Source organism: Bradyrhizobium japonicum USDA 6 (genome assembly GCF_000284375.1).
GTDB classification, from domain to species: domain Bacteria; phylum Pseudomonadota; class Alphaproteobacteria; order Rhizobiales; family Xanthobacteraceae; genus Bradyrhizobium; species Bradyrhizobium japonicum.
On the sequence record NC_017249.1, the window covers coordinates 8,941,325 to 8,953,679 of the forward strand.

The 12,355-nt window shown below is 64.6% G+C and carries 11 protein-coding genes; 5 read left to right on the forward strand and 6 right to left on the reverse strand.

Annotated elements, in window-relative coordinates; translation table 11 throughout:
* The first annotated feature begins 152 nt into the window (after positions 1–152).
* Positions 153–1,277: a lysozyme inhibitor LprI family protein gene (locus BJ6T_RS41140; protein ID WP_014498436.1), complete on the forward strand. Its 1,125-nt coding sequence runs from the start codon at positions 153–155 to the stop codon at positions 1,275–1,277.
* Between the two features lie 200 nt (positions 1,278–1,477).
* Here the strand turns inward: BJ6T_RS41140 and BJ6T_RS41145 are convergent, their stop codons facing one another.
* From BJ6T_RS41145 to BJ6T_RS41170, 6 genes are all read right to left on the reverse strand, one after another.
* Positions 1,478–2,677 carry an ABC transporter substrate-binding protein gene (locus tag BJ6T_RS41145; RefSeq protein WP_014498437.1) on the reverse strand — a complete coding sequence of 400 codons (1,200 nt, stop codon included), beginning with the start codon at positions 2,675–2,677 and terminating at the stop codon, positions 1,478–1,480.
* Between the two features lie 81 nt (positions 2,678–2,758).
* Positions 2,759–4,597 (reverse strand): AMP-dependent synthetase/ligase, encoded by a 1,839-nt coding sequence (locus tag BJ6T_RS41150; protein ID WP_028170400.1) that lies wholly within the window; start codon positions 4,595–4,597, stop codon positions 2,759–2,761.
* Between the two features lie 91 nt (positions 4,598–4,688).
* The gene (locus tag BJ6T_RS41155) at positions 4,689–5,477 is read right to left on the reverse strand and encodes an ABC transporter ATP-binding protein (protein WP_014498439.1); all 789 of its coding nucleotides are present in this window, start codon (positions 5,475–5,477) and stop codon (positions 4,689–4,691) included.
* A 3-nt stretch (positions 5,478–5,480) separates the two neighbouring features.
* Positions 5,481–6,239 (reverse strand): ABC transporter ATP-binding protein, encoded by a 759-nt coding sequence (locus BJ6T_RS41160; protein WP_014498440.1) that lies wholly within the window; start codon positions 6,237–6,239, stop codon positions 5,481–5,483.
* The gene (locus BJ6T_RS41165; protein ID WP_014498441.1) at positions 6,236–7,387 is read right to left on the reverse strand and encodes a branched-chain amino acid ABC transporter permease; all 1,152 of its coding nucleotides are present in this window, start codon (positions 7,385–7,387) and stop codon (positions 6,236–6,238) included. Before BJ6T_RS41165 ends, BJ6T_RS41160 begins: the two co-directional genes overlap by 4 nt.
* Before the next feature lie 5 nt (positions 7,388–7,392).
* Complete coding sequence (locus BJ6T_RS41170; protein ID WP_014498442.1) at positions 7,393–8,268, reverse strand: branched-chain amino acid ABC transporter permease; 876 nt, start codon at positions 8,266–8,268, stop codon at positions 7,393–7,395.
* Between the two features lie 263 nt (positions 8,269–8,531).
* Between BJ6T_RS41170 and BJ6T_RS41175 the strand changes: the two genes are divergently transcribed.
* The 4 genes from BJ6T_RS41175 (at position 8,532) to BJ6T_RS41190 (ending at position 12,312) form a co-directional block, all read left to right on the forward strand.
* Positions 8,532–9,281: an ABC transporter ATP-binding protein gene (locus BJ6T_RS41175; protein ID WP_028170399.1), complete on the forward strand. Its 750-nt coding sequence runs from the start codon at positions 8,532–8,534 to the stop codon at positions 9,279–9,281.
* Positions 9,278–10,804: a hypothetical protein gene (locus BJ6T_RS41180; RefSeq protein ID WP_014498444.1), complete on the forward strand. Its 1,527-nt coding sequence runs from the start codon at positions 9,278–9,280 to the stop codon at positions 10,802–10,804. Before BJ6T_RS41175 ends, BJ6T_RS41180 begins: the two co-directional genes overlap by 4 nt.
* A gap of 105 nt (positions 10,805–10,909) precedes the next feature.
* Entirely contained in the window at positions 10,910–11,725 is an 816-nt protein-coding gene (locus BJ6T_RS41185; protein WP_014498445.1) for an MBL fold metallo-hydrolase, read from the forward strand.
* A 65-nt stretch (positions 11,726–11,790) separates the two neighbouring features.
* Positions 11,791–12,312, forward strand: coding sequence for a hypothetical protein (locus BJ6T_RS41190; protein WP_014498446.1), 522 nt, complete (start codon positions 11,791–11,793; stop codon positions 12,310–12,312).
* Positions 12,313–12,355: the final 43 nt, after the last annotated feature.

Genomic DNA, 12,355 nt, shown 5'->3' on the forward strand with positions numbered 1-12,355 from the left:
GCGAAATCCGGGACCGCCATCACATCTTGCACCGGCCCCGGATTACGCTTGCGCTTCATCCGGGCTACGGGTCTCACATAGACCTTCCCCACAAAGCGGTTTCGCCGCGCGATCCGGGGCGCTAGCATGGCGCCTTTGCGGGGGCGACTGGAATGCGGTTCATCGTGTTGTCTGTGCTTGCGCTGCTGGTATTGCCGGCGGCACCAGGCTCCGCGCAATCGGGCCCATCCGACCGCTCCATCGCCGACAGGCTGCCGCTGTTTGCCCGAAACAACTGCCAGCAGATCCGCGATCCCGGCAATCAATTGATCTGCGGTGACGCCGAGCTGGCCGCCGCCGCCGAAAAGCTCGGCGCGGCGATCGAGGCACGGCTCGCCCGCCTGCCCGATCGCCTCCCCGCGATCGAGGAGAATGCGATCTGGATCCGACAGCGCAACCTCGGCTGCGGCATCGTTGGCCAGACCGCGATCCGGGCCGACGATTTCGACCGCGTGAAGGCGTGCCTTCTCAAGGTCACCGAAGAGCGCGCCGCAATCGTACGTGATCCGGATTTCGACTGTCTCGCGGCCAACACGGCCGCGGGCGCGCTTATCTGCGCGGACCCGTCGCTGGCGCTCACCGAAACCGAGCTCAACAGCCAGGTGCTGCGCCTGATCGGCAGGCTGGACCCGACCGCGGCCCGCTTTGCCTTCGCCGAATACGGCCGATGGACGAGGGAGCGCGATCGCAAGTGCAATCTCGTCGGCAAGGAGAACGTGCCGCTTGCCGAGCTTTCGTCCGCGGAAGATTGTCTCGCCGACCATCTGAAGCGCAAGACCGAGGAGATCGCCGCCGCCAAGGGCGATCCGAAGAAAGTGTTTGGCCGGCAGGTCGCGGCCCGCTCACCCGACACCGATGCCGTCGATTTCTGCGCCGCGCGGATTCACGCCGCCAATTCGTGCGGCAATTTCCTCCGCATCAACCGCGTCTACGCGGTCGACAGCCAGGTGACCGACCAGGAGGCGCAGGTCACGGGCGAGATCGAGATGGTCGTGCTGGCGCCCTTCACCATGTGCAGCAAGGTCGCTTCCACCTGCACCGGCACCTGCTGGGACCCCAGGACGGGCCGTCCGCAGCCCGGCGTCGGCAGCAAGGAGCGATCCGGCGAGGCCTTCAACGTCACGCGCCGCCTGAGAGTCCAGCGGACCTTCGCCTTCGTGAAAGCCGCCGACGGCTGGCGCTGCCGGGAAGACGAGCTCGCGCCGGTGAATTCGGGCACGGCGGGCGGGGGATCGTAGGTTCTTACCCTCCCTGCGTGTCGCTCCTTCTTCCTTCTCCCCTTGCGGGAGAAGGTGGCGCGAAGCGCCGGATGAGGGGTTCTCTCCGCTCGCTCGAGTATTCGTGAGGATAGAGACCCCTCACCCGGCTTCGCTTTCGCGAAGCCACCCTCTCCCGCAGGGGGAGAGGGTGCACCGTCAGCGCCGCGAGAGCGATCCGATCAAAACATCAGATTGTCCTTCACCAGCACCCAGCGGCCGCCCTTGACCTGCTGCACCTGGGTGATGGTGTTGGCGAGGTGGTCGGTCTTGGAGAACTTCGTCGGGGGCGAGTTGAAGATGTCGAGGAATTTCTCGCCCGACTCCAGCGAGTCCAGCATCTTCTGTCCGGTCAGATCCTTGCCCGCCTTGTCGGCATAGAAGGCGAAGGTCATCATCGCGTTGTAGCCGATGATCGCCTGCGTGTTGGCGTCGGAGTTGAACATCTTCTTGTAGTTGACCAGCCAGTCCTTCACCTTGCCCTTGGCGCTGTCTTCATAGGGAATCTCGAAGAGGCTCGCTGCATAGAGTCCTTCAACAGAGTCCTTGCCCAATGCTGGAACTTCCTGCACGTTGGTCGGCGAGGCGCCCAGGAAGGTTACGTCCCAACCGAGCTTCTTGGCTTCCGTCATCGCGCCGATGGTCTCGCGGAGGATGGTGCCGAGCAGGACGAGATCGCAGCCGTCGGACTTCATCTTGGCGACCTGCGCGCTGAAATCGGAAGCGCCACGCTTGTAGCTCGTGATCGAGGCCGGCTGCACCTTCATGGCTGTCAGTTGCTGGTTGAAGCCGTCGAGCACGTTCTTACCGTACTCGTCGTCCTGATGCATGATGCAGGGCTTCTGGAACTTCTTCCACTCCATCATGTATTTCAGCGCGGCCCGCGTGCTTTCGACATAGGGCAGCAGATTGTTGAACTTCAGCCGCTCCTGCGGCTTGGCCGGATCGAACTTGAAGGTGAACTCGGCCGCCGTCAGCGGGAAGAGCTGCAGCACTCCGGCGTCGAACAGGATGTCCTGCGCGGCGAGCACGGTCGGCGATCCCATTGGGCCCACCATCGCGAAGATCTTGTCACGCTCGATCAGCTTTTGCGAAGCCAGCACAGCCCTTTTCGGGTCGTACCCGCTGTCCTCGACGACCAGTCGAACCTTGCGGCCGTTGATGCCACCCGCCGCATTGATCTCGTCGGTCGCCATCTTCATGCCGTTCGCAACCGGCACGCCCCAGCCCTTGATCGGCCCCGACAGGTCCTGATGGGTGCCGACGACGATCTCGGATGCCGAGATGCCTTCGTTGGTGACCTTGGTTTGCGCCACGGCCGGCAGACAGGTGAGCACCACCGCACTCACAGCAAGGCCGAACGTGCTGAACGATTTCGACATTGACGTCTCCTCTCCTTTGGGCCCGTATGGCGCGAAGGGCGGGGGCCACAGCTCCTTCGCTTTCTCGAACTGGCAGGCTCGTCACGCCACCGCGCGCTGGCGATACATCGCCTCGATTTCGGCAGCGTAGCGCTTGTTCACGAAGCCGCGCTTCAGCTTCATGGTCGGCGTCAGCTCCTCGTCCTCCGGGGTCAGCTGGCGCTCGATCAGGTAAAATCTCTTGATGGTCTCGACGCGGGCGAAATTGCCGTTGACGCCTTCGATCTCGCGCCAGATCAGGTCCTGGATCTCCGCCGCGCGGCACAGGCTCGCATAGTTGGTGAAGGGGATGTCGTGGTCCTGGGCGAATTTCTCGACATTCTCCTGGTCGATCATCACGAGGCAGGTCAGATAGGGCCGCTTGTCGCCGATCACCACGGCATCCGAGATGTAGGGCGAGAATTTGAGCTGGTTCTCGATCTCGGACGGCGTCACGTTCTTTCCGCCGGAGGTGATGATGATGTCCTTCATCCGGTCGGTGATGCGGACAAAACCTTCGTTGTCGATGGTGCCGACGTCGCCGGTGTGCAGCCAGCCGCGATGGTCGATGGTCTCGGCGGTCTTCTCAGGCTGATTCAGGTAGCCCATGAACAGGAAGTCGCCCTTGATCAGGATCTCGCCATCGGGCGACAGCGCGACCTCGCCCCAGGACACGGCAGTGCCGACCGAGCCGAACTTGATGCGTTCCGCCGGCATCATGGTCGCGACGCCGCAATTCTCGGTCTGGCCATAGACCTCGTGCATGTCGATGCCGAGCGCGAGATACCAGCGGATCAGCTCCGGCGCGATCGGCGCAGCGCCGGTGAACGCGATGCGGCAGCGGTCGAGCCCCATCATGCGGCGGATGTTGCGGAACGCGAGCCGGTAGGCGATGCCGTTGGCGATGCGCAGCGAGAGCGGCGGCGCCCTGCCCTCGATCCGGCAATCGACCATGCCATAGCCGACCTTGATGGCGCGGCGATAGACCCATTGCTGCAGCGGTGTCGCGTCCTTCAGCGCGATGGTGATCGCGGAATAGAACTTCTCCCAGATGCGAGGCACCGCAAAGAAGACGGTCGGCTGCACCTCGCGCAGATTGTCCGGCACCGTCTCCGGGCTCTCGGCGAAATTCATCACCGAGCCGAGTGCGACCGAGATGTAGTAGCCGGCGACCCGCTCGGCGACGTGGCAGAGCGGAAGGAAGATCAGCCGGTCTTCGTCCTCCCGCGCCGAGATGAAATCGTTGGCATGCCGCATCTGGTGCGTGACGCTGCGGTTCGCGTGCATCGCGCCCTTGGGCGGGCCGGTGGTGCCCGAGGTGTAGACGAGGATGACAAGGTCGTCCGCGCTGCGGCTGTCGATCATCTCCTGCCACAACGCCTCACGGCCGACCATGTGGTTGCGGCCGAGCGCACGGAACTCGTCGAGCGACATCACCATGTCGTCGGAGAAGCCCCTGAGGCCCTCCATGTCGAACACGATGATCTTTTGCAGGGACGGACAGCGCGCGCGGCAGGCGAGCACCTTGTCGAGCTGCTCCTCGTCCTCGGCGAAGATCACCTTGGTCCGGGAATCGTTGACCAAATACTCGACCTGGGACGATGCATCGGTCGGATAGATTCCGGAGGAAACACCGCCGGCGCACAAAATGCCCATGTCGGCATGAACCCATTCCGGCACGGCATTGGCGATGACGGAGGCGACGTCGCCGGGCAGAAAGCCGGAGGCGCGAAGCGCGTAGGCGATCTCCTTCGAGATCTCCAGCCACTCGCGCCAGCTGGTCGGCTGCCAGATGCCGAATTTCTTCTCGCGAATAGCCGGCCTGTCGCCCCGCGTCTCGGCGGCGCGCAGAAAGCTCTTCGCGATCGTATCAGCGACCGTCAGCACCGCCGGTCGGGCCATGCGCGTCTCCTCCTTGTCGCTCTCCCCTCCGCTGCCTGCCTTGCCGGCGGTCTGTCGTTGCGGATGGGCCAATCCATTTAACGCCTTTCTCCTAGCGCCAAGTCTTCTTCTTTTTCCAGCGCCGCTCGCCTCGCGCGCCCGCCTCCTTGGCGCCAAGGTAGAATTCCTGGATGTCCTGGGAATGCATCAAGCGGTCGCAGGTGTCGTTCATCACGACGCGGCCGATCTCGAGCACGTAGCCGTAATGCGCCGTCTCCAGCGCCACCTTGGCGTTCTGCTCGACCAGCAGGATCGACATGCCCTGCTCATCGTTGACGCGGCGGATGATGGTGAAAATCTCCTTCACCAGCAGCGGCGACAGGCCAAGCGAGGGCTCGTCGAGCAGCAGCAAGGTCGGCCGGTTCATCAGCGCGCGACCGATCGCGAGCATCTGCTGCTCGCCGCCGGAAAGCTGGCCGGCCGGTTGGTTGATGCGCTCCTTCAGCCGCGGGAAATAGCCGTAGACGCGCTCCAGATCCTCCGCGACGCCATCACGATCCCGGCGCGGATACGCCCCCATCATCAGGTTCTCGCGCACCGAGAGGAACGGGAACACCTCGCGCCCCTCCGGCACATGGCTGAGACCCAACCGCACGATCCGGTCTGCCTCCATACGCTGGATCGACTTGCCCATGAATTCGATCGTGCCCTTCTGCGGATCCAGAATGCCCGAGATCGTCTTCAGCACCGTGGTCTTGCCGGCGCCGTTGGCGCCGAGCAGGGTGACGATGCGGCCGCGCGGCACCTCCAGCGAGATGCCGCGGATCGCCATGATCGGCCCGTAATAGCTCTCGATGTTGGAGAGTTTCAGGATGATGTCGGGCGTGACGGCGGCGTCCATGCGTCAGGCTCCCAGATACGCGGCGACGACATCGGGATGCTGCTGCACCTCGGCGGGCGAGCCCATCGCCAGCACCCGGCCGTAGTTCAGCGCGATGACGCGATCGGAGACGCGGTTGACCAGCGACATGTCGTGTTCGACCATCAGCACGGTGACGCCGAGCTCGTTCTTCATGTCGCGGATCCAGAAAGACATGTCGCCGGTCTCCTCGACATTCAGTCCGGAGGACGGCTCGTCGAGCAGGATCAGTTTCGGCTCCGAGCACAGTGCGCGCGCCAGCTCGATCACCTTGCGCACGCCGTAGGGCAAGCCGGAGATCAGCTTGTCGCGATAGGGTTCGAGATCGAGGAACTCGATCACCTGCTCGACCCTGCGGCGATGCACCTTCTCGTTCGCCCGCACGCTCGGCAGGAACAGCAGTTCCTGCCAGAGCCGGGTAGTCGAATGACGGTGGCGGCCGACCAGGAGGTTGGAGAGCACCGTCGCGTTCTCGAACAGCTCGATGTTCTGGAAGGTGCGGGCGATGCCGAGCCTTGCGATGTCGTAGGGCGGCTGCTCGGTGATGTCCTGGTCTTCGAAGAAGATGCGGCCCGCGGTCGGCCGGTAGATCCGCGAGATCAGGTTGAAGATCGAGCTCTTGCCGGCACCGTTCGGTCCGATGATCGAGAGGATCTCGCCCTTCTCGACCGCGAAGGACACCGCATCGACCGCCTTCAGCCCTCCGAAATGCAGCGACAGGTTCTCCGCGCGAAAATAGCTCATCGGTTGCGCTCCGACTTCACGTAGATCTTCTGACGCTTGAAGGTGGCGCGCTTGTAGAGCGGAAACAGCTGGAAGAAGAGCTTGATCTTGAGCCAGCGGCCGTAGAGCCCGAGCGGTTCGAACAGCACGAACAGCACGATGATGATGCCGTAGATCGCGCCCTTCAGCCCGTTGAGCGAGGCGAACGCCGCGACCTTGGACTGGATATTGCCCGCAGTCGCCGGGCCCGCCCCGAACGTCGCGGCAATGCCGGCGATGATGCCGGGCAAATCGTCCTTCAGATAGGTCAGGAACGGGTCGATCATCACGATGAAGATCGCGCCCAGCACCGCGCCGTGCAGGCTGAAGGTGCCGCCGATCAGGATCACGATGATGAACTCGATCGAGAGCTGGAGCGTGAACATCTCCGGCGAGATGAAGGAGAGCTTGTGCGCGAACAGCACGCCGGCAAACCCGGTGATCGCCGCCGAGATCGCAAACGACTTCACCTTGTACAGCGCGACGTTGACGCCCATGCTGCGCGCCGCGGTCTCGCTGTCGCGAATCGCGACGAAGGCGCGCCCCGTTGGCGAGCGCAGCAGGTTGAGCGTGCCGACGATGGTCAACACCAGCACGGCAAGGCAGAGGAAATAGAAGGTCGGGCTGTCGCGCGGGACGGCGACGCCGAGCAGCGACAGCGTCTTGACCCGCATGCCCTCGTTGCCGTTGGTGACACTCTCCCAGCGCGCCAGGATCTCCTCGACGATCAGGGCAAAGGAGATGGTGGCGATGACGAGGTAGATGCCGGTCAGGCGCAGGGCAGGAAAGCCGACCATCGCGCCGATCAACCCGGTCAGGGCACCGGCGGCGAGGAAATAGACCGGGAACGGCACGTTGTATTTCTGCAAGTAGGCCGCCGTGTAGGCGCCGATCGCGAGGAACGCCGCGTGGCCGAGCGAGGCTTGCCCGGTAAAGCCGGTCAGGATCAGGAGGCCGACGCCAACCGTCGCGTAGATGCAGACGAAGACGAGCTGGCTCATCAGATAGCTGGAGAGCACATAGGGTGCGATCAGCAGCAGCGCGAGCAGGATGCCGTAGGAGACGACATAGCCCGAATGCGGGAACAGCTTGATGTCGTCCTCATAGTCGGTCTTGAACAGGAAACGCATGGCGTTCAGACCTTCTTGCGGACGTGGAGGCCGAACAGGCCTTCAGGCTTCAAGAGAAGTACGGCGAGCAGCACGAGATAGGGCGCGACGTCCTTCCAGCCCTCCGCCAGATAGAAGCCGGCCATGCTCTCGATCACGCCGATCAGCACGCCGCCGACGACTGCGCCCGGGATCGAACCGAAGCCGCCGAGGACTGCGGCGGGAAACGCCTTGAGGCCGAGCACGAGGCCGACATTGGAATGGATGAAGGTGATCGGCGCCAGCAGCACGCCGGCGCAGGTCGCGACCGCCGCGCTGATCGCCCAGACGACCGACACCACGCGCTTGACCGGGATGCCCATGTAATAGGCTGCCAGCATGTTCTCGGAACTGGCGCGCATCGCGGTGCCGAGCGTGGTCTTGTTGAAGAACAGCCAGAGCAGCGCGCACAGGATCATCGTCGCGGCGATCACCGAGAGCTTGTCGTAGGCCAGCACCAGCGAACCGACGCGCAGCACGCCGTGGCTGAACGGCGTCTCGATCTTCAGATCGTCGGTGCCCCAGATCATCCCGGCGACCGAGCGCAGGAAATAGCCGAGGCCGATGGTGGCCATGATGATGGAGAATTGCGGATAGCCGAGGATCGGCCGCACCACCACGCGCTCCGCCAGCATGCCGAACAACGCCATGGCCGCCACCGCACCGGCAAAACCGATCCAGTAGTTCAGTCCCATCATGCCGATGAAGGTGAAGGCGAAGAAGCCGCCCAGCATCATCAAATCGCCCTGGGCGAAATTGACGACCTCGGTGGCCTTGTAGACGAGCACGAAGCCGAGCGCGATCAGGCCGTAGACGCAGCCGAGCGCAACACCGCTGACCAGCTGCTGAACGAAATCCAGCATCGCCGCGCTTCCTCCCGATGCAACCAGCGGTTCTTCGCGACCGCCTTGCTGCATCTTGTGTCCAGTCGCTACGCGGTCGTTTCGCCGCGTTAGCGCCATTTGTCCCGGCGGCAATTCAGCCTGAACCGTCCAGCGCTGTCAACAAACGGTGACTTGCCATTAGTAGCAGCCGGATGGCGGAATTTGTGGGCCGTAGATTCACGGTGCCGAAACATCTTGGGATCATGGTCGCGAGCGATGCAAAACCGGATGGTATGGCCGTCATGAAGCCGGACAAGTCGGCGCTGGAAGTCCTGGGGTTAACGAAGCGTTTTGACCGTCTGGCGGTCGACAGCCTCGATCTCACCATTCACGCTGGCGAATTCTATGCGCTGGTCGGCCCCAACGGCGCCGGCAAGACCACCACTTTGCGCATGGTCGCGGGCCTGTTGCGGCCCGATGCCGGCGCGGTCTCGATCTTCGGCATCGATGCGCTCGCAAATCCCGTCGCCGCCAAGCAGGTGATGGCGTGGGTCTCCGACGAGCCCATGATCTACGACAAGCTGACGCCGCTTGAGTACCTCGAATTCGTCGCCGGGCTCTGGGGCATCGCGCCGTCGGTCTCGGAACCGGTCGCACAGGACCTCCTGACCTCGCTCGGGCTCGAGCCGCACCGGCACGAACGCTGCGAAGGCTTTTCCAAGGGCATGCGCCAGAAGGTCGCTCTCGCCGGGGCGCTGGTGCACGATCCCCGGCTCATCATCCTCGACGAGCCGCTGACCGGCCTCGATGCCGTTTCCGCCCGACATGTGAAGGGGCTGCTGAGCGAGCGCGTCCGCGCCGGCTGCACCGTCATCATGACCACGCATATTCTCGAGGTTGCCGAACGCATGGCCGACCGCATCGGCGTGATCGCCTCGGGCCGTCTGGTCGCCGAGGGCACGCTGACTGAGCTGCGCCAGCAGAACGGCCATGCCGACACCAGCCTGGAGGATCTCTTCATCGCGCTGGTGACGCTTCCGGAAGCCGCATGAGCTCGGCAACCGCGCTCTCCTGGTTTGCCCGCCACGAGCTCCGGCTCGCCTGGCGCGAATGGTTCGCCATGATGACCGGCGGCCGGCGCAAGCGGGCGCGCGCCGCGGTGATCGGCCTGCTGTTCTTCGCGGCACTGCTGCACGTGCCGGCCTGGGCGGTGATCGGCCGTTTCGCCGACCTGCAGCTGCCGCTCGACAAATCCTCGCTGATCGTGATCTCGGCGACGATCTTTCTGGCCTGGACGCTGATGCTGTCGCAGGCGATCGAATCGGTGACGCGGGTGTTTTACGCCCGCGCCGATCTCGACCTGATCATGTCCTCGCCCGCGACGCTGGCCAATCTGTTCTCGGTGCGCATCGCCGCGATCGCGCTGGCCGTCACCGCAATGGCGCTGCTGTTCTCGACGCCGTTCATCGACGTGCTGGTGATCGGCGGCGGCGCGCGCTGGCTGGCGGCGTTCGGCGTCGTCGTCGCCATGGGCCTCTCGGCCGCGGCGATCGCGATCGCCGTCACCATCCTGCTGTTCCGCCTGATCGGCCCGGCGCGCACGCGCTTCGTCGCCCAGGTCCTCGCCGCGATGATCGGCGCCGGCTTCGTGATCGCGCTCCAGGTCGCCGCGATCATGTCCTATGGCACGCTGTCGCGCTTCACCATCCTGACCTCGGACAGCTTCGCCGCCTACGCGCCCGACGTCGACAGCATCTGGTGGTGGCCGGCGCGGGCGACCATGGGCGACAGCGAGGCGCTGCTGCTGCTCCTGGCGCTCGGGCTCGTGCTGCTCGGCAGCGTGATGGCGGTCTTCTCGCACCGCTTTGCCGACACTGCGATCGATGCCGCCGCTTACGGCGCCTCCGGCAGCAAGGCCGCGAAGCAGCGCCCGTTCCGCCGCGGATCGCGGCAACAGGCGCTGCGGCGCAAGGAATTTTCGCTGCTCTGGCGCGATCCCTGGCTGATCTCGCAGACGCTGATGCAGCTGCTCTACCTGGTGCCGCCGGCACTGCTGCTCTGGCGCAACTTTGCCGAGAGCTTCGCGGCGCTGACGCTGATCACACCTGTCATCGTGATGGCGGCGGGACAGCTCGCGGGCGGGCTCGCCTGGCTGACGATCTCGGGCGAGGACGCGCCCGATCTGGTTGCGACCGCGCCGCTGACGCCGTCCAGCGTCATACGCGCCAAGATCGAGGTGGTGCTGATCGCCATCGCCGCCATCTTCTGCCCGCTGGTCGCAGCACTCGCCTTCGCCTCGCCGTTCCAGGCCGCGGTCAGTGCCGGCGCTGTCATCATCAGCGCGGCGTCCGCGACTTCGATCCAGCTCTGGTTCCGGGTGCAGGCCCGGCGCAGCCAATTCCGTCGCCGCCAGACCTCGTCGCGGCTCGCGACCTTCGCCGAAGCCTTCTCCTCGATCGGCTGGGCCGCCAGCGCCGCGCTGCTGCTCGCCCTTCCCATCGCCGGCCTCATCAGCGGCCTGATCACCGCGACCCTCGTCGCCGTCACCTGGAAGTTCAGCCCAAAGCGCAACTAAAAGCCGGGAGTGAGGCTGCGACACTGACGCGCTGTTGATCGCGGCCTATTGGCCACGCGCTGCATTGCACGCTAGACTTCTTCCGAAGTCATCGGGGACGGATTCATGCGGCGACTGGTTTCAGCGGCTCTGGCGCTGTTCGGCGCATTGCTCTCTCCTGCTCTCGCCCAGCAGCCACCTCAGCGGAGCGAATGCCTGGCGATGGCAAACGCCGTGCCCCGCGCAATGCCGGCCGCCTTCCGGCAGGCCGCAGGCTCGGCTGAAGTCCAGATCACCTATGCCGGCCATTCCACCTATTTCATCGACACGCCCGGGGGTTTGCGCATCGCGACCGACTACAGCGGCGCCTACCAGGTCGGACGTCTGCCCGATGTCGTCACCATGAACCGGGCGCACAGCACCCACTACTCTTTATTTCCCGACAAGCGCATTCCCCATGTGCTGCATGGCTGGGGTGAGGACGGCAAGCCGGCCATCGTGTCGGAGCGCATCGGCGACACCTTCATCCGCAACGTCACGACCGACATCCGCCGCTATTTCGGTGACGATTCCGGCACCGACATGATCCGCGACGGCAATTCGATCTTCATCTTCGAGGTCGCCGGGCTCTGCATCGGCCATCTCGGCCATCTCCACCACAAGCTCGACGAAAGCCATTTCGCCCAGATCGGGCGGCTCGACATCGTGATGGTGCCGATCGACGGCACCTACACCATGTCGCTCGACGGCGTCTCCGAGATCACCAGGCGGCTGCGCGCCTCTGTGGTGCTGCCGATGCACCGCTTCGCCACCCCGCTCGACGAGTTCATGCACCTCATCGGCCGGCAGTTCGAGATCGATCGGCGCAGCGAGCGCTCCTTCCGGATGTCGCGGGACGCACTGCCGACGACGCCGACAGTGATCATCCTCGACGGCGTCTGACGCGCAATTTTCTCCAAGCCGATTGCCGTTCGGTCGTGCTGATCTCCTCACGACAGGAGATCGACATGACCGACTTTGCCAGACTTTTGCACGCGGACGGACCGAACCCCGAGCACGCGGCGGCGCTCCAGCTCTACGGCCGCTTCGTCGGCGACTGGGATGCCGGGATCACCGCTCATGCCCCCGATGGAACCAGGCACACCGCGCCCGGCGAAATCCATTTCGGCTGGGTGCTGGAAGGCCGCGCCGTTCAGGATGTCTGGATCATTCCCCGCCCCGCGGGTGCGCCGGCGTTTCCGATCGCCGGCAATTGGTACGGCACGACGCTGCGGGTCTACGATCCCTCCATGTCCGCGTGGCGGATTTCCTGGTTCGATCCCGGTCGTAGCGTATTCCGCCAACAGATCGGCCGCCCGCGCGGCGAGGACATCGTGCAGGAAGGTACGACCGATGCGGGCGACCTGACACGCTGGAGTTTCACAGAGATTGCCGAAGATTCCTTCCATTGGCTCGGCGAAGTGAAGCCGGCAGCCGCTGCCGATTGGCGGCTGGCGGTCGATGTGAGGGCGAAGCGGCGCAAGGGCTAACGACGGCGCCGCTGTGCTCGCGATGACGGGTGCGGTTGCGCAA